Below are 18,134 nucleotides of genomic sequence, written 5' to 3'. Positions count from 1 at the left end.
GACAGTCTTGCCTCCGATGCCTCAGAAATTTCTCGTCACGGATCTCCATGACCCGACGAAAGAGATGACCAAGGATTCTAACCTGAGGGCCTCCCGAGTGAAAGAGCCAAACGCATTTAATAAACAGCCTGTGGAAATTTATTTTCTTTTATTTCAATTTTTTACAGACTTACCTACAGGCTTGTGTACAGAAATATCGTGCAGAAAAAGTTACCCACAGACCTGTGTGTACAAAGCGCTCTCAACCCTGTGGACGACACCCCGATGTTCGGTGGATAAATCGCGATCTGAGCAAACCTCCAACTTACCCACATTTCCTGCCTCGGATATACACAGGCCTCATCCCCACTTCTCAACCACTTTATGAACCATCCAATCCACTGTTTCCAAATCAATTCCATCGGTTTTCCACAGAAAAAGGCCTGCCTAATAACAGTAATAATAATCCTTAAAGAGAATACAAAAAGACCTAATGAATTTATTACCTGAACCGTGAATCAGCGGAGATGGAAATAACCCGACACTGGTCTCGAATAACCATTGAATTCCACCGCCACATTGCATAGAATGCCGCTCCTGTTTTGGCTGTTCATTTTCCAGCCAACGATTGAATTTCCAACATCTGTAATGTGAGACCGACACCATGAAAAGAACGTTTCAACCAAGCGTACTGAAGCGTAAGCGCGTTCACGGTTTCCGTGCCCGCATGGCAACCGCCAACGGCCGTAAGGTAATTTCCCGTCGTCGCGCCAAGGGCCGTGCCCGTCTGTCTGCATAAGACATTGACCGCCTGATGAAGGCTTTGACCTTTCCAAAATCGTCCCGGCTGCTCAAGCCATCCGATTACGGCAAAGTCTTCGATGACGTACAGTTAAGGGTTCCGCACCGACATTTCCTGATCCTGGCCACACCCAATACTCTGGGGCACGCCAGGATTGGGTTGGTGTTTTCAAAGAAGAATCTCAAACTGGCTGTACAACGAAACCGCGTTAAACGCCGGGTTCGGGAAACCTTCAGGCACGAACGGGAATACCCTGCCCTGGACATCGTGGTTCTTGGACGGCGAGGATTGACGGAGCTTGATAATACCGCGCTCAATGCTACCCTGACGGAGCTCTGGGCACGCCTCAGGAAGAAAAACCGCCAGCTCCAGAAACCAACCACATCGGAACTTTCCGGTACCGGCAAAGGAACGGGTTAATGCGCAAACTGCTGCTCCTGCCCATCCGAGTCTACCAGTACGCGATCAGCCCGATGATGGCCAGTCATTGCCGTCACTACCCCACTTGTTCCCAATACGCTGTCGAAGCCATCACCGCCCACGGCGCCATTAGAGGCCTTTTTCTTTCGGTCAAACGTCTAATGAGGTGTCATCCATGGGCAAAAGGCGGGTATGATCCCGTTCCGGGCACTGACGTTCGCACTGAGGTAGTACCTTCCATCTGCTGCGGGCCGGCCAGCCAAACCCATAACGCTAACCAGACCAAACAGTAAGTTTATGGATATTCAACGCATTGTATTATTTGCCGGCCTTGCCATTGTCAGTTACATGATGGTGCTTGCCTGGAATGAAGACTATAACCAGCCGCAGACCCAACCCGCTACGGAACAGGCCAGTACCAGTACCCAGCCTGCATCGACGGATGACATGACTCTCCCGAGCGAGAGCGCCAGTGGCCCGGATACCTCAAGCGAAGAATTCACCACTCCGGAAGGCGACGGCCAGACAATCTCGGCCTCGGAGACATCCTCCGTTTCTGCCAGTGATCAACTCATCACCGTGCGTACCGATGTCTACGAGCTCAAGATCGACCGTGTAGGCGGTAATCTGATTGAGAGTTCCCTACTCCAGCACGACCGGTCCCTGGACAGTGAAGAATCACTGAGGGTGTTGACCAATACCAGCAAGCGCACCTACATCATGGAAAGCGGGCTGATTGGCCGCGATGGCATCGACAGCAAACGCAATGGCAGTGCTCCGGTTTACAACGCGTCTGCGTCAGAATACGAACTGCAGGAAGGCGAGAATACACTGACGGTCGATCTCACCTTCACCACGGACAACAATGTCGAAGTCACCAAACAGTATCTGTTTAGCCGTGACAGCTATGAGATTGATGTTCGTTATCAGATCAACAACCAGTCCGATAGCGTCTGGCAGGCAAACATGACGGGCAAGATTGTCCGTGATCAGGCACCGGACCCAACCGCACAGAACAGCCTGGGCATACGTGCTTTCCTGGGCATGGTGGTCAGTTCGCCAGAAGATCCTTACGAGAAGTTCGATTTTGACGATCTCTCCGAGAACCCGATCAACCAATCAGTGACCAATGGCTGGTTGGCCTTCCTCCAGCATTACTTCCTGGCGGCCTGGGTGCCCGAACGTGATCAGCCGGCCCAGTTCCAGTCCACTCGTCGTGGCCCGCTCTATGTCATGGGCTTTGTGTATCCCGCGACCGTCGTGGAGCCGGGTCAAACCAGCGAAGTGTCCGCCAAGGCCTATGTCGGTCCCAAGATCATTGAGCGCCTTGAGAACGTTGCCCCGAACCTCGACCGGACGGTTGATTTCGGCTTCCTGTTCTTCATTGCCCTGCCATTGTTCATTATTCTCGACTGGTTCCACGGGCTGGTTGGCAACTGGGGTGTGGCTATCATCCTGCTGACAGTGCTGGTCAAGGCGGTGTTCTTCAAACTGTCGGCGACCAGTTACCGGTCCATGGCAAGAATGCGTGCGGTAGCTCCCCAGCTGACACGGTTGAAAGAACTGTATGGCGACGATCGCCAGCGCATGTCCCAGGAAATGATGGCGTTGTACAAACGGGAGAAGATAAACCCGTTGGGTGGCTGCCTGCCGATACTGGTACAGATGCCGGTCTTTATATCCCTGTACTGGGTGCTGTTTGAAAGTGTCCAGTTAAGACATGCTCCCTTCATGCTGTGGATCCAGGATCTGTCGGTCATGGACCCCTATTTCATCCTGCCCATCCTGATGGGTGCCAGCATGATGTTGCAGATGAGTCTGAACCCGACACCACCGGACCCGATGCAGGCGAAGATTATGAAGCTGATGCCGCTGATCTTTACCGTGTTCTTCCTCTGGTTCCCGGCAGGTCTGGTTCTGTACTGGTTGGTCAACAACATCCTGTCCATCAGCCAGCAGTGGTACATTACCCGCAAGATTGAAGCAGAAGTTGCGGCCAAGAAGAGCTGACCGGTCATCCAACGGTTCCAGTGATTGCGGAGGCTCCTTTTGGGAGCCTCTGTTATTTCAGGGGCCCCAAGGGGCAAGGGGCAAGGGGGAAGGGGAAAGTAACGATGTTTTATGCCACCGATACCATAGCAGCAATTGCCACGGCCCCGGGCCAGTCCGGGGTGGGTATTGTTCGGGTATCTGGCCCGCAGGCAACGGCCATTGCGCGCCAGATGCTGGGGTTCGAGCCCAGGCCGCGTTACGCACACTATGGGCCGTTCCTGGACACTCGGGGGGAACTGATCGACGAAGGTATCGGGCTGTATTTTCCCAATCCCCATTCGTTTACCGGCGAGGATGTGTTTGAGCTCCAGGGCCACGGTGGCACCGTTATTCTCGACCTGCTGTTGAGAACGGTGTGCGAACTTGGGGCTCGCCTGGCCCGGCCCGGAGAATTTTCAGAACGGGCTTTCCTGAACGACAAACTGGACCTGACCCAGGCCGAGGCTATCGCCGACCTGATTGAAAGCAGTTCGGAGCAGGCAGCGCGCTGTGCGGTGCGTTCCCTGCAAGGCGTATTCTCCCGCAGAATTGACGCCCTGGTTGAGGCTGTTACCCACCTACGGATATATGTCGAGGCTGCGATCGATTTCCCGGAAGAGGAAATCGATTTCCTGGCTGACGGCAAAGTGGCGAACGACCTGCAGCTCATTATCCAGGACCTGAATGTTATCCTTGAGGAAGCCCAGCAAGGCACCATTCTAAGAGATGGTATGAAGGTGGTGATTGCCGGGCGTCCCAATGCTGGCAAGTCCAGTCTGCTCAATGCCCTGGCGGGACGGGAGGCGGCCATTGTGACCGCAGTTGAAGGCACCACCCGGGATGTGTTGCGCGAACACATCCACATTGATGGCATGCCCCTACACATCATCGATACCGCCGGCCTGCGGGACAGCCCCGACGAAGTGGAACAGATCGGGATCGCCAGGGCCTGGGACGAGATTCGTCAGGCCGACCGTATATTATTGATGGTAGATGCCACCACCACACCGGAAACCGAACCCCATCAACTGTGGCCAGACTTTATCGACCAGTTACCACCCGGCGCGCCCCTGACCGTCATCCGCAACAAGGTGGACCTGACTGGCGAACCAGCGGGCATCGAGCAACTGGACGCCAGTGCCGCGCCGGTGGTGCGCATTGCGGCAAAGTCAGCGGACGGTCTGGAAGTGCTGCGCGATCATCTGAAGCAGTGCATGGGATTTGCCAGTACCACCGAAGGCGGCTTTATCGCCCGGCGTCGTCACCTGGATGCCCTTGAGCGGGCCCGCGTTTCCCTGCTGCAGGGCGAGGACCAGTTACAGGGCTATGGAGCCGGTGAACTGTTGGCAGAGGACCTTCGTGCTGCCCAGGATTCTTTGGGGGAAATCACTGGTGTAATGACACCTGATGACTTACTGGGGAAAATCTTCAGCAGTTTTTGCATCGGCAAATAAGCCTCAAAAGAAACGGTTTGAACCTGCCTTCTTCCGTGTAAAACTAGTCGCTTCATCGACTGCTGAAAACGGCTAGTGAGTGTAGATGTATCGTCCGTATTCCTGTCTTCTGATTTTGCTCTTTCTAAGCGGATGCGCAAGCGTCGACGGTGATCGCTTGTCCAAGGCGTCGTCGGATTTGCTGCAACGAACCGGGCAGGTGATGAAGAAGATCGTTAACCCGCAAACGCCGAATTCCTACCAACGGGAACAGCGGGCGTTGTTTGACCAGCCGTACATCGACCCGCTGACGGAATACCTTGCGGAGCACCGCGACGATCCATCCCGCGCTTCCGTACTACATAACGTGGAACGGGAAAGGGATCTGCGTTGTGAAGCCATTGCAGAAGAGTACGCCAATGAGCCGGCTACTAACGCGATGCTTCAGCGCTATCAAGCCGGCTACCGTTACTCATGCCCGGACCAGGTTGCCGCCTTTGCGGAGCGGGTGAAGCGGCAGCCGTCGACACCGGAACCCGAACCTCGTGCTGAGCCGGAGCCAGCCACGGTAGACGTTGCCGATGAAAGCGGCGTTTCCGACCAGGCCCTGAGTGACTGCTACCTGTTGATGGCCATTCGCAATTACAGTGAAGCCAGAGAGGCCTGCCAGGGTCCGGCTGACAACGGCGACGTGCGCGCGCAGTCCAATATGGCCATTATTTTCCATGCCTTTGAAGACTACGCCAGTGCACGGGTATGGGCCGAAAAGGCGGCGCCTGCCTCTGGTGAAGCCGCGTTTCTGTTGGGCCAGATGTACGCCACCGGACGTGGTGTCGGGCAGGATATGGATCAGGCCGTTTATTGGTACACTGAGGCTGCCAAGCGGGGCCACAAGCAAGCACAGGCAGCGCTGGACCGGCATCTGGAAGACCTCCCTGCCGGAGACACCTGACTCACTGCCCGAGGATATCCGTAATGCCGGGGATACTTCCCAGCCGCCTGACTCGTCGGAAAACCCCGTCCTCACGCCAATCCATCATGTGGATGCTGGGTTTGTTATTGCTGGTGTTTGTTGTCGGAATGCTTCTGTTATCCAGCCTGAATCTCAGTTACTCACGGGATGCCCTCTCCGAGCTTCGGAGGCAACAGATCAATGAGGTGGTGGGTGCAGGACTGTCGCGCATCAATGCCCGTCAATCCGCTTTGGCAAGCTACACCATTACCCTCGCCAACGTTGGTGAGAGTTTCCACGAGATGGTCGAGAGTGGGATGTCCGGTCGTGCTCTGTCTATAGTGCGTGGGAGCCTGGAGCACACCTTGAACGCCCATTTGCAGGATTTCGAGGGAGCGGCGGGTGCCGGGCTCTGGTTTGAGCCGGGCGTGTTGTCAGAAACAGGCACCAGCTATATGCCCTACTTTTTGCAGGGTAGCGACGACAACACACTGACAAGGCTGGATACTGAATCCCGTTTTGACCACTATCGCAACGCTCCCTGGTTCGGTCGCACATTGGAACAGGAGTGGACGGCCGATTCCGACAATTCCGGACACGTGTACTGGTCGCCGGTGTATTTCGATCTCAATACTGAACGCGCGGTGCTGACGCTCGCCAGTCCTATGTACGATCGTGACGGCAACCTGTTGGGCATGGCTACAACTGCTTGGGGCGCTGACCAGATCATTGATGTTGTCAGTCGCATCACCGTCACCCAACACAGTTTCGCGTTCCTGAATGACCGCAACAATCGCAATCTATCGAGCCTCAGTCAGGGGAAAGACACCCGCAGGGAGCAGGCCCTGATTGATGCCATCCTGGCGCTGGATCTTGGTGCTGATGTTGACTCAGCACGGTCCTTGGGCGAGGTCGGGGAACTGACCACTCGAGGCCTCTCAGCGGGCAATGAAGACTATGAGCTTTACTATGCCGCCACCGCTGGGGGCATGGTGTACGGGGCCGGCGTTCCGCGAAATGAGATCAATGCCGTGCTGCTGCCGATGGAGCGCACCAATTACCGGATTCTGGTCGGTACCGTCTCGGCGATGCTGATCCTGAGCCTGTATCTGTTGTACCGGATTATCCAGCTGATTCGTGAATTGCAGGCGTCCTATACCGACGACCTTACCGGTCTCCCGAACCGTGTCCGTTTGTTGCGGGATCTCCAGAACCGCCAGGCAGCCGCGTTGCTGATCATCAATCTGGACCGCTTCAACCAGATCAACAGCTTGTTCGGTAATGTCTGTGGCGACCATGTGCTTTTGGCGGTTGCCACACGATTGACCGCGTTCAGCCGCGATCATAACCGCGAAATTTTTCGGGTATACCGTCTTCCCGGTGACGAATTTGCTGTCCTGGCACCGGCAATGGCGCCGGAAGTGGCTCACCAGCTTGCTGTCCAGGTCCGGCATCTGGTTACTGGCGACCGGGTGTATTGGCAGGAACAGCGCCTGACGGTGGATGTCAGTATCGGTATCGCGCTTCGCAATAGCCGGAAGCCGGAAGATGCCGCCGATCAGTTGGTCAGCCAGGCAAAAGTGGCGGTATTACAGGCCCGGGAAACAGGACGCCATCATCTGTTGTATGACCCGGCCGTAGGGGTTGAGGAAAACTACGAAAACAATCTGTACTGGGCCAATCGCCTGAAAGAAGCCATTGACCATGATCGCCTGGTGCCGTGGTTTCAGCCTATCCAGGATAACCAGAGCGGCCGTATCTCCAAGTACGAGTGCCTGGTGAGGATGGTGGAGCCGGATGGCAGCGTGATCAGTGCTGGCCGCTTTATGGACATCGCCAATAAACTTCGGCTGAACCGACGAATCACCGAACTGATGATCGAGAAATGTTTTGCCTGTTTTACCGGGCGCGACGACGAGTTTTCGATCAACCTCTCCTACGGTGACATTACCGAGCCGGAGACCGTCGCCCAAATCCTCTCCGCTATCGAAACCTCAGGCATTGGTGATCGCGTTATCTTCGAGATCCTGGAATCGGATGGTATTACCAACTACGACGACATCCGCACGTTCATCGAACAGGTCAAACCCTATGGTTGCCGTATTGCCATCGACGATTTCGGCACTGGCTACTCCAATTTTTCCCACCTGCTGAGCCTGAACGTGGATTTCATCAAGATTGATGGCAGTCTGATTCGCAACCTCCATGAAGATCAAACCGCGTTCCTGGTGACCAGTGGCATCGTCCAGTTCGCCCGCAGTCTGGACATTCAAACGGTGGCGGAATTTGTCCACAACGAGCCGGTTCAGGCAAAGGTAAGGGAGTTAGGGATCGACTTTTCACAGGGCGAGTACGTCAGCATGCCGGTGCCGGCCCCCGGGTCTGCTGACTAGGCAGATGCCGGTTCATTCCATTACGAAAACACACATTTTTATTGTCAAATACCGTGAAAACCTGGGGTAGACTCCGGCGACACAGAGAATGACAGACCGTGACATCAGCTCATGGCGACCACGCATATCAAGGAGATAAACCGTGCGGAACCTGCCAGTGTTCTTACTCGCTGCCCTCGTCTTGATGACGGGTGTTTCCAGCGCCCAGGCTTCAGACAAGCTGTATCTGTATACCGAAAACTTCCCCCCGTACAACATGAGCGCTACCGGCCGGGCGTTCGAGCATAACGGCACCAACATTGATGGTCTGTGCACGGAAATGGTCAAGGCCATCCTGAACAACACCGATCTGGATTACGTGATCAAGCTGCGCAATTGGGATTACGGTTACAACCGGGCACTCAGCAAGCGTAACCACGGCATTTTCTGCACCACCTACACGGAGTCCCGCGCGCCGCGTTTCAAATGGGTTGGCCCGCTGACCCGGAACCTTTGGACCATTTTCGCGCCGGCGGGTACAAACCTGCAGATTGATAACCTTGAGGACGCCAGGGGGCTGCGTTTTGGCGGTTATCGCAATGACGTAATGACCGAATACCTGCTCGAGCGCGGCTACGAGGTGTCCACTCTGGACAGCGATGACCTCAACCCGAAACGCCTGGAGCTCGGCCAGATTGACCTGTGGATCGCAGACCGCCTGGCCGGCCCTTATTTTGCGTCCCAGCAGAACGTTGAGGGGCTGGATCCGGTCTACTCGTTTAACGACACCGAGCTTTTCCTGGCGATCAACCTGGATACGCCGGACGCCACGGTCGAAAAGCTTAACGCCGGGCTTCGAAAGGTTCATGAAACCGGCATGTTTGAGGCCATCGAAACCAAGTACGGCCTGTAAGTTCGTACTACAGGCCGTACTCGCTTCAGTCGGTGAAGGCCATGTGCTCGGGCGCCAGTTGCATCAGGCTTCTTGTCGGGCTCAACATGCCGGTGGCGTGAGCCTGCGCCCGGGGCAGCAGGCGTTCATAGTAGAACTCTGCCGTGGCCAGCTTGGCACGGTAGAAGTCTTCCGAGTCGTCACCACTCTTGTCCAGTTTCTCTGAAGCGACCGCCGCCATCCTTGCCCACATGTAGGCCATGGTCACGTAACCGCTGTACATCAGGAAGTCGTTGGCAGCGGAACTCACCACATCGCGGTCCTTGCGGGCGGCCAGCATCAGCCGCACCGTGAGCACGTTCCACTGTGCGGTAAGCTTGAGCAACTCCACGGAGAAAGGCCGTACCCGTTTGTCGGTCAGGGTCTTGCGGGCAAAATTGGCGACCTTGAGGGTGAACTCCCTGACCGCCCCGCCCTGAGTCATCAGCAGTACCTTGCGGCCCAGCAGGTCCAATGCCTGGATACCGGTGGTCCCTTCATAGAGCGTGGCAATGCGGGTGTCGCGGACAATTTGCTCCATGCCGTGCTCGCGGATATAGCCGTGGCCGCCGAACACCTGTACCCCCAGGTTGGCGGCTTCGTTGCCCAGCTCGGTCAGGAAGCCTTTCAGAATGGGGGTCAGAAAGCCCAGCCTGTCATCGTAAGCATCCGCTTTCTTCTCATCACCAGCGGTGTGGCCTTCCACCATGTGGTCGGCCAGCCGTGCGGCGTAGTACAGCATGGCACGCCCGCCCTCGGCGATGGCTTTCTGAGTCAGCAACATGCGGCGGACATCGGCATGGTGAATCAGGCTGTCAGCCACCTGGTCGGGTTCTTTCTTACCCGACAGGGCGCGCATGGAGCGGCGTTCCCTGGCGTAATCCAGCGCCCACTGGTAGGACAGTTCCGCCGGGCCGACACCCTGGATGGCAGTGCCGATCCGCGCGGTGTTCATGAAGGTGAACATGCAGTTCAACCCTTCGTTCTCCGGGCCGATCAGGAAACCGGTGGCATCGTCGAAGTTCATCACGCAGGTGGCTGAGGCCTTGATCCCCATTTTCTTTTCCAGGCTGCCACAGGTCACGCCATTGGCTCCGCCAACGCCACCGTTCCCGTCGGGCAGGAACTTGGGCACGATGAACAGACTGATGCCCCGGGTGCCTTTCGGGGCATCCGGCAAACGGGCGAGCACAATGTGAACGATGTTCTCGGTCAGGTCATGGTCACCGGAGGAAATGAAGATCTTGGTACCGGAGAGCTTGAAGCTGCCGTCTTCCTGCGGGACCGCTTTGGTTTTCACCTGTCCCAGATCGGTCCCGCACTGGGGTTCGGTCAGGCACATGGTGCCACCCCAGCGGCCTTCGGTCAGCGGCACCAGGTAGGTTTGTTTCTGGTTTTCGCTACCGTGAAGAAAAATGGTATTCATGGCGCCCATCGACAGGCCCGGGTACATGGAGAAGGACCAGTTGGCAGTACCCATCATCTCCTGTTTGAACAGGCCCATGGAGGCCGGCAGCCCCTGCCCGCCGTACTCCTCCGGTGCAGACAGGCCCTGCCATCCGCCCTGCGCGTACTGTTGATAGGCTTCACGATAGCCTTTGGGGGTGATGACTTCGCCGTTATCCAGTTTGCAGCCTTCCTCGTCGCCGCTCTGGTAGAGCGGGCTCAATACCTCTTCGCAGAATTTGCCGCATTCGTTGAGTATCGCATCGACGATATCAGGAGTGGCGTTCTCACCGGTTTTCAATCGTGTGTAGTGCCCCGGGTAGTCGAAAACCTCGTTGAGCAGGAACTTCATGTCGCGTAGGGGTGCCTTGTACACCGGCATAGCAAATACCTCTGTGGTTCTGTTTCCATTGCCCGATGTTTTACGGCATTGCCGGCGACCTGCCATTGACGGAAACCGCCATGCCCCATGTCAGAAAGGACAATTGGCTGAAATGACGCGAGCATAGATGTCGACGTTGCCTAATGATCGATAACAACGCTATAGGCGTATTTGAAGGACCGATCATCCGTTCTGAATCGCCAGGGGAGTGTAAATATCATGCAAATATCGATTGGGACCAACAGGATCACTGGTCTGCCCCGCTGTCTCTGGTTATTGTTGGCGACAGTGTTGCTTGCGGGCTGTGCCGGGCCGTCGCTTGAGGATTACAGTGACCGCGGGCCGGTGTTGACGCCCCAGGAATTTTTTACCGGCGAACTTTCTGCCCGGGGTGTGGTCAAGAATTTCTCGGGCGAAGTGATTCGCACTTTCGATGCGGACATTTCCGCCAGTTGGGACAGCAACGGCATTGGCACTCTGAATGAGGAGTTCCGCTTCGACGACGGCGAAGTCCAGACCCGGGTATGGACGCTGACACCCGACAACGGCGCATTGCACGCCGATGCCGGTGATGTGGTGGAGCCGGGCACCATGCGTTGGCAAGGCAATGCCATTAATATGAATTATGTTCTGCGGGTGTCCTATGGCGACGGCACCATTGATGTCCGCATGGATGACTGGATGTACCTGATTACACCGGACACCCTGATTAACCAGACCACCATGACGAAATGGGGGATAGAAGTCGGGGAGATCGTGCTGGTGATCAGCAAACGATAGCCCATGTCGAACCTTCAGCCGGTTGTTGGGGCACAATCAAGCAGACGGATAATGCAATTATGGTTAAGCAATGGTTGATCGCTCTGATACTCGTGGCTTTGGCCGCCGGGGGGGCATTCTCCTGGCAGCATCTGACCGGGGAGCAGGCGGCGGACGCCCAGCGGGAACGCCCTGCCAGCAAGGTGAATACGGTCACCCCCGAAATGGAGCTGGTCAGTGACACCGTCAGGGCGGTAGGTAGCCTTCAGGCCCGGGATCAGGTGGAACTGACCACCGAAGTCAGCGGTCGTGTCGTTGAAATGAACCTCGATGCGGGAAAGCGGGTCCAGTCCGGTGACCTGTTGCTGCGGCTCGATGATCGTCAGGCCAGCGCCGATCTGCAGGTGGCGGAAGCCACCCTCTCCGACGCCCGTCGCCAGTTTGATCGCGCCCGGAAACTCCAGGCCAACAACAGCATATCCCAGTCCCAGGTGGATGAATTGCGCACCGCTGTCGATGTGGCGGAAGCTCAGCGCGAGGCCGCCCGCACCCGGCTCGACAACCACCGTATTGAAGCGCCGTTTGCCGGGGTTATTGGCCTTTCCGATATCAGCCTGGGAACTTATCTCGGTGCAGGCACGTCGGTAGCCACCCTGGATTCCACCACCAAGATGGAATTGGGCTTCGCAATCCCCGAGCGCTTCCTCGGCCAGATTCACATTGGCCAGACCGTGCGGGGCACGTCGCCGGCCTATACCGGGGAAACCTTTGGCGGTGAATTGGTGGAGTTGGGCACGCGAATTGATGAACTGAGCCGAACACTGCCTGTCAGGGCGCTGATCGACAATCCCGATGGCAAGCTTCGGCCTGGGCAGTTCATGTCGGCCACGCTGACACTCCGCGAACGAGAATCTCTGGTCATTCCCGAGCAGGCAGTAATGATTCGCGGTGACGAGAAGTATGTGTTCGTGGCCGAAGACGGTATCGCCCGACGGGTTTCGGTGACCCTGGGGTCCCGGATGCCTGGCTTGGTGGAAATCGTTGACGGACTGTCGCTGGACGAGCAGGTGATTGTAACCGGCCAGGACAGATTGAGCAGTGGCGACAGGATCAGTGTGGTGGAAGGGGAAAACGTGATTCCCGACAACCGCTTTGCCAACTCCCTGGAGTCCTGAACCGTGATCCTGTCTGATGTCTCCATCAAACGCCCTGTCTTTGCGACGGTTCTCAGTCTTCTTATTGTAGTTTTCGGGTTGGCGGCGTTGCTGGGGCTTCCTGTGCGGGAGTATCCGGACATTGACCCACCCGTGGTGTCCATTTCCACGGATTACATCGGCGCCGCCGCCGAAGTGGTGGACACCCAGATCACTCAGGTGGTTGAAGGGGCTATCAGCGGGATTGAAGGTATTCGCTCTATTGAGTCCTCCACCGAACAGGGCGAATCCCGAACCAGTATCGAATTTACCATTTCCCGCAACGTCGACATCGCCGCCAACGATGTGCGCGATGCCGTGTCCCGCATTGCCGATCAGCTGCCCGAAGAGGCTGAGGCGCCGGTCGTCCAGAAGGCCGACTCGGACGCCCGCCCGATGATGTGGGTGACCTTGCGCAGTGACATCTGGGACAGTGCGGAATTGAGCGATTTTGCCGAACGGGTGCTTGCCGACCGACTGTCCGTGCTGGATGGCGTTGCCGACGTACGCATTGGTGGTGAGCGGCGCTACGCCATCCGGGTCTGGCTGGACCGTGAACGGTTGGCCGCGCGGGATATCACCGTGGCCGAAGTCGAGCGCTCACTGAGGGCCAATAACGTTGAACTGCCCGCCGGCTCGGTGGACTCTTCCACCCGTAACTTCACGGTGCGTGCGGAAGGCCGGCTCACCAATGTGGAGCAGTTCCGTGATCTGGTGATTCGTCGCGACGGCAATGATCTTCTGCGCCTCGGCGAGGTGGCCAATGTCCAGATGGGGGTTGAGTCCGATGTCAGCCGACTGCGGGCCAACGGCAAGACTGCAATCGGCATGGGCATCATTCGTCAATCCAAGGCCAACACGGTGGCGGTGTCCGATGCCGTGCGTGCGGAGCTGGAGAAGATACGCGAGACCCTGCCCCCGGAAGTGACTATTGCCGAAAGCTACGACGAGTCGATATTCATCCGCGCGTCGATCAAGGAAGTGGTGTTTACGCTCGCCATTGCGGTGTCCCTGGTCATTCTGGTGATCTTCCTGTTCCTGCGGTCCTGGCGGGCTACCTTGATACCGGCGGTGACCATCCCGGTGGCGGTTATCGGCGCCTTTATCGGGCTGGGCTTCCTCGGTTTCTCCATCAACGTACTGACCCTGCTTGCAGTCATTCTGGCCATTGGTCTGGTGGTGGACGACGCCATCGTCATGCTGGAAAACATCCAGCGCCGGATCGATGAGGGCGAACCGCCACTGCTGGCGTCCTATCGCGGCGCCAAGCAGGTGGCCTTTGCCGTTATTGCCACCACGCTCACCCTGGTGGCGGTGTTTGTGCCGATTTCGTTTATGGGCGGCAACATCGGGCGACTGTTTGCCGAGTTTGGCTTCACCCTGGCGGCGGCGGTGGTGGTGTCCAGCCTGGTGGCGCTCACCCTGGCGCCCATGCTGTGTTCAAAATGGTTGCGACACAGCCCGGAATCGGCGGAAGGACATCGCTTGTGGGCGGCCAGTGAAAAAGTGCTCAATGGCCTGACCCATGGTTACGAACGCATGCTCCGATTCGCCCTCAACCAGCCCGGATTGTTGCTGGGACTTGGGCTTGTCGGGCTTATCGTTGCCACAGCGATTTTTCCAAGATTGCCGCAGGAGTTGGCGCCTACGGAAGACCGGGGCGTGATCATCATGCCGACCAGTGCCCCCCGGGGCTCGACGGTCGAGTTCACCGATCATTACGTGCGTCAGGCGGAGCAGGAACTGTTGCCCTATCTGGAAGACGGTGTCTCCAATCGGTTGTTGTCGATCGTGGGCTTCCGCGACGAAGAGGACAACGCGTTCATGATCATGGGCCTGGTGCCCTGGGAAGACCGTGAGATCAAACAACAGCAGATCACCAGCGAGCTGCGAGGCAAGCTTAGCCAGGTCACAGGTATTCGCGCGATTGCGGTGAACCCACCGGGGCTTGGGCAGCGCGGCTTTGATCAACCAGTGGAATTCGTAGTGGCCGGGCCGGATTACGAAAGTGTGCAGGCCTGGAGCGAGGAAATCGTCGAGCGGGCGAAGGACAACCCGAACCTGCTGAATCTGGACACTGATTTCGAACTGACCCGCCCCGAACTGCGCGTATCCATCGACCGGGAGCGCGCCGCGGACCTGGATGTCACCATTGAAGATGTGGGCCTGACACTGCAGACCATGCTGGCATCACGGCAAGTCACCACCTACCTGGACCGCGGACGCGAATACGATGTCATCCTCCAGGCCGCGGACGCTGACCGGGCAACGCCGTCGGACCTGGGGCAGATTTTCCTGCGCCCCCGTGAGGGAGGCACCCTGATCCCTCTCCAGGCGCTGGTGTCGGTGGAGGAGATCGGCGCCAATCCCGACCTGAGACGCATCGACCGCTTGCCGGCGGTTGTCATCAGTGCCTCCCTGGCCGATGGCTATGATCTTGGGGCGGCACTGACGTATCTGAACAACCTGGCTGTGGATAACCTGCCGCCGGAGGCAAGGGTAAGCTACAAAGGGCTATCGCGGGAATTCCAGGAATCGTCGTCGGCGATCTACGTCACTTTTGGCCTGGCATTCGTGATTGTCTTCCTGGTGCTGGCTGCCCAGTTCGAAAGCTGGATTCACCCGCTGATCATCATGCTGTCGGTCCCATTGGCGGTTACCGGAGCCCTGCTGGGCCTGTGGTGGGCCGGCATCAGCCTGAATATCTACAGCCAGATCGGCATCATCATGTTGCTGGGGTTGATGGCGAAGAACGGCATATTGATTGTCGAGTTTGCCAACCAGCTCCGGGATAAGGGCTATGAGGTGAGGGACGCGATTTTGGAAGGTGCCAGCCTGCGCTTCCGGCCGGTGTTGATGACCACCATATCCACGGTCTTCGGTGCCGTGCCTTTGGTGCTCGCAACGGGCGCGGGGGCGGAAAGCCGGGCGTCGATCGGTATCGTGATCCTCGGCGGGCTGGTGTTCGCCACCACCCTGACCCTGTTTATTATTCCGGTGCTATACAACCTGTTGGCACGGTTTGCCAAATCCACCAACGCGATTGCACTGGAGCTTGAACAACAGGCCAGCCAGTCTCCTGGTGGTCGCGGCATGACGGCCGCCCCGCAATCAAAAGAGATGGATCAGTTCTGACGACCGCAGGCAGCACCAAACTGTGGATAATTTATTGGATAACCTTCGGATAAGCTTTGGTTAGAACAAAAATAAGTTATTTAAAACAAATAGTTAGGTCGAATAATAAGGCGTTATAGGGTACATCTGATATGTGGATAACTTTCTTGAAAAGTTTTCTGAGAAGGTGTCTACAAGCCGCTGATATCTGTCAGATTTCGGTTATCCACTATTCGTGAAACCCGGCGTGGAACCCTATGTATCGGGTAGGTAATGCTTGAGGTCTTTCGATAACCCCGCCTGTCTGGTTAAAATTTGCACATTCTGACTGCAATTTACCGGGTGAGGCGTTATACTCCCCGCCCTGATTTTCAGGCAGTTTCCTGATACCGAGAATTTTTCTGAGTCCCCGTTTGCCGAGGTGATGTTGTGGATTATCCGACCCGTTTCGATGTCATAGTCATTGGTGGTGGCCATGCCGGCACTGAAGCCGCTCTGGCGGCTGCACGCATGGGCTCCCAGACCCTGCTGCTGACCCACAACATCGAGACCCTGGGTCAGATGTCCTGCAACCCCGCCATTGGCGGCATCGGCAAGAGTCATCTGGTCAAGGAAATCGATGCTCTCGGCGGCGCCATGGCGATGGCGACTGACAAGGCGGGCATCCAGTTCCGCGTGCTCAACTCGCGCAAGGGACCGGCAGTACGAGCCACCCGCGCCCAGGCAGACCGGGTGCTGTACAAGGCGGCGATCCGCGAAATCCTCGAGAACCAGCCCAACCTGACGCTGTTCCAGCAGGCTGCTGACGACCTGATTGTGGATGGTGAGCGCATCACCGGCGTGGTGACCCAGTCGGGCATCCGTTTTCGCGCGCCTACGGTGGTGCTGACCACCGGAACCTTCCTTGGCGGTGTTATCCACATCGGCATGCAGCAGCATTCCGGTGGCCGCGCCGGTGACGCACCGGCCAACGCGCTGGCACAGCGTCTGCGGGAACTCCCGTTCAACGTCGGGCGCCTGAAAACCGGCACCCCACCCCGTATCGATGCCCGCAGCGTGGATTTCTCCGTGATGCAGGAGCAATGGGGTGATGACCCGGCGCCGGTGATGTCCTTCCTGGGTTCCCGCAACCAGCATCCTGAACAGGTCTGTTGCTACGTTACCCGCACCACCGAACAAACCCACGACATTATTCGCAGTGGCTTTGACCGGTCGCCCATGTTTGCCGGTAACATCGAAGGCATCGGGCCTCGCTATTGCCCGTCCATCGAGGACAAGGTGAACCGGTTTGCCGACAAGGACTCGCACCAGATTTTCGTGGAGCCGGAAGGGCTGACGACGAATGAGCTATACCCCAACGGCATCTCCACCAGTCTGCCGTTCGATATTCAGTTGGCGGCTGTGCGCACCATTCCCGGCTTCGAGAATGCCCACATTACGCGGCCTGGCTACGCCATCGAGTACGACTTCCTGAACCCACAGGATCTGCGCCACACCCTGGAAACCAAATTCATCCAGGGCCTGTACTTTGCGGGCCAGATCAATGGCACTACCGGTTATGAAGAAGCCGGTGCCCAGGGCCTTCTCGCAGGTATCAACGCGGCATTGCGTGCTCAGGACAAGGACGAATGGTACCCCCGCCGTGACGAAGCCTACCTCGGCGTTCTGGTGGACGACCTGATTACCATGGGTACCTCCGAGCCGTACCGCATGTTTACCAGCCGTGCTGAATACCGGCTGATCCTGCGGGAGGACAACGCCGACCTTCGCCTGACGGAAACCGGTCACAAGCTCGGGTTGGTGGATGACCAGCGCTGGCAGGCCTTTAACAGCAAGCGTGAAGCCATCGCCGCTGAACGTCAGCGCCTGGAAACCACGCGCATTCATCCGGGAACATCTGGTGGGGACGCTGCCAACAGCCACCTGCGTCAGCCCATGAACCGAGACCAGACACTCGCAGAGCTGCTGCGGCGCCCGGAAATCAACTATCGCCACATTGCAGACATGGCCGAAGGCCAAGCAGACGACCCGGCGGTGGCGGATCAGGTGGAAATCGAGATCAAGTACGAGGGTTATATCTCCCGCCAGGCGGACGAAATCGAGCGTCTGCGCCGGAATGAAAATACCCGTTTACCGGATGATATTGATTTTGATGCCATTGGTGGCCTGTCCAACGAGATCAAGCAGAAGCTCAAGGAAGTACGGCCGGAAACCGTGGCCCAGGCCTCACGCATCCAGGGCGTGACCCCGGCCGCCATTTCCCAGGTGCTGGTGCATCTCAAGAAGCGCGACCTGCTGCGCAAGCAATCCGCCTGAGTGC

At 57.3% G+C, this 18,134-nt stretch carries 13 protein-coding genes; 12 read left to right on the top strand and 1 reads right to left on the bottom strand.

Features of this window, described 5'->3' with window-relative positions:
- Nucleotides 1–643 precede the first annotated feature (643 nt).
- From rpmH to AAGD24_RS19975, 8 genes are all read left to right on the top strand, one after another.
- Complete coding sequence (rpmH, locus tag AAGD24_RS20010) at nucleotides 644–778, top strand: 50S ribosomal protein L34 (protein ID WP_008172542.1); 135 nt, start codon at nucleotides 644–646, stop codon at nucleotides 776–778.
- Between the two features lie 15 nt (nucleotides 779–793).
- Nucleotides 794–1,201 (top strand): ribonuclease P protein component, encoded by a 408-nt coding sequence (gene rnpA, locus AAGD24_RS20005; protein ID WP_379866144.1) that lies wholly within the window; start codon nucleotides 794–796, stop codon nucleotides 1,199–1,201.
- A complete protein-coding gene (gene yidD, locus AAGD24_RS20000; RefSeq protein ID WP_036211745.1) occupies nucleotides 1,201–1,494 on the top strand; it encodes a membrane protein insertion efficiency factor YidD in 294 nt (97 codons plus the stop codon). The genes rnpA and yidD overlap by 1 nt, the downstream gene beginning before the upstream one ends.
- 4 nt (nucleotides 1,495–1,498) lie before the next feature.
- The gene (gene yidC / locus AAGD24_RS19995) at nucleotides 1,499–3,211 is read left to right on the top strand and encodes a membrane protein insertase YidC (RefSeq protein ID WP_091643224.1); all 1,713 of its coding nucleotides are present in this window, start codon (nucleotides 1,499–1,501) and stop codon (nucleotides 3,209–3,211) included.
- A gap of 104 nt (nucleotides 3,212–3,315) precedes the next feature.
- Nucleotides 3,316–4,686, top strand: coding sequence for a tRNA uridine-5-carboxymethylaminomethyl(34) synthesis GTPase MnmE (gene mnmE / locus AAGD24_RS19990; RefSeq protein WP_379866142.1), 1,371 nt, complete (start codon nucleotides 3,316–3,318; stop codon nucleotides 4,684–4,686).
- A 157-nt stretch (nucleotides 4,687–4,843) separates the two neighbouring features.
- Nucleotides 4,844–5,617, top strand: coding sequence for a tetratricopeptide repeat protein (locus AAGD24_RS19985; RefSeq protein WP_379866140.1), 774 nt, complete (start codon nucleotides 4,844–4,846; stop codon nucleotides 5,615–5,617).
- 23 nt (nucleotides 5,618–5,640) lie between these two features.
- A complete protein-coding gene (locus tag AAGD24_RS19980) occupies nucleotides 5,641–8,010 on the top strand; it encodes an EAL domain-containing protein (protein ID WP_379866138.1) in 2,370 nt (789 codons plus the stop codon).
- A gap of 142 nt (nucleotides 8,011–8,152) precedes the next feature.
- Nucleotides 8,153–8,902 (top strand): ABC transporter substrate-binding protein, encoded by a 750-nt coding sequence (locus AAGD24_RS19975; RefSeq protein WP_036211737.1) that lies wholly within the window; start codon nucleotides 8,153–8,155, stop codon nucleotides 8,900–8,902.
- A gap of 25 nt (nucleotides 8,903–8,927) precedes the next feature.
- Here AAGD24_RS19975 and AAGD24_RS19970 read toward each other — a convergent pair whose 3' ends face one another.
- Nucleotides 8,928–10,748: an acyl-CoA dehydrogenase C-terminal domain-containing protein gene (locus tag AAGD24_RS19970; RefSeq protein WP_085678247.1), complete on the bottom strand. Its 1,821-nt coding sequence runs from the start codon at nucleotides 10,746–10,748 to the stop codon at nucleotides 8,928–8,930.
- Between the two features lie 219 nt (nucleotides 10,749–10,967).
- Here AAGD24_RS19970 and AAGD24_RS19965 point away from each other — a divergent pair, with 219 nt between their 5' ends.
- From AAGD24_RS19965 to mnmG, 4 genes are all read left to right on the top strand, one after another.
- Entirely contained in the window at nucleotides 10,968–11,528 is a 561-nt protein-coding gene (locus AAGD24_RS19965; protein ID WP_051947096.1) for a DUF3833 domain-containing protein, read from the top strand.
- A 59-nt stretch (nucleotides 11,529–11,587) separates the two neighbouring features.
- The gene (locus AAGD24_RS19960) at nucleotides 11,588–12,682 is read left to right on the top strand and encodes an efflux RND transporter periplasmic adaptor subunit (protein ID WP_036211731.1); all 1,095 of its coding nucleotides are present in this window, start codon (nucleotides 11,588–11,590) and stop codon (nucleotides 12,680–12,682) included.
- Between the two features lie 3 nt (nucleotides 12,683–12,685).
- Entirely contained in the window at nucleotides 12,686–15,835 is a 3,150-nt protein-coding gene (locus AAGD24_RS19955) for an efflux RND transporter permease subunit (protein ID WP_075196411.1), read from the top strand.
- Nucleotides 15,836–16,243: 408 nt separating this feature from the next.
- On the top strand, nucleotides 16,244–18,130 hold the full coding sequence (gene mnmG / locus AAGD24_RS19950; protein ID WP_041332705.1) for a tRNA uridine-5-carboxymethylaminomethyl(34) synthesis enzyme MnmG: 1,887 nt from the start codon (nucleotides 16,244–16,246) through the stop codon (nucleotides 18,128–18,130).
- Nucleotides 18,131–18,134 lie beyond the last annotated feature (4 nt).

This window comes from Marinobacter sp. M5B (assembly GCF_042604615.1).
GTDB lineage: Bacteria > Pseudomonadota > Gammaproteobacteria > Pseudomonadales > Oleiphilaceae > Marinobacter > Marinobacter salarius.
Note: the sequence above shows the minus strand (reverse complement) of the source record. Positions and strands in the feature narration are given on the sequence as shown.

Coding starts and splice junctions, on each gene's coding strand:
- AAGD24_RS19965 (WP_051947096.1), top strand. CDS start 10,968: ATGCAAATATCGATTGGGACCAACAGGATCACTGGTCTGCCCCGCTGT.
- yidD (WP_036211745.1), top strand. CDS start 1,201: ATGCGCAAACTGCTGCTCCTGCCCATCCGAGTCTACCAGTACGCGATC.
- AAGD24_RS19980 (WP_379866138.1), top strand. CDS start 5,641: ATGCCGGGGATACTTCCCAGCCGCCTGACTCGTCGGAAAACCCCGTCC.
- AAGD24_RS19960 (WP_036211731.1), top strand. CDS start 11,588: ATGGTTAAGCAATGGTTGATCGCTCTGATACTCGTGGCTTTGGCCGCC.
- mnmE (WP_379866142.1), top strand. CDS start 3,316: ATGTTTTATGCCACCGATACCATAGCAGCAATTGCCACGGCCCCGGGC.
- yidC (WP_091643224.1), top strand. CDS start 1,499: ATGGATATTCAACGCATTGTATTATTTGCCGGCCTTGCCATTGTCAGT.
- rpmH (WP_008172542.1), top strand. CDS start 644: ATGAAAAGAACGTTTCAACCAAGCGTACTGAAGCGTAAGCGCGTTCAC.
- rnpA (WP_379866144.1), top strand. CDS start 794: ATGAAGGCTTTGACCTTTCCAAAATCGTCCCGGCTGCTCAAGCCATCC.
- AAGD24_RS19970 (WP_085678247.1), bottom strand. CDS start 10,748: ATGCCGGTGTACAAGGCACCCCTACGCGACATGAAGTTCCTGCTCAAC.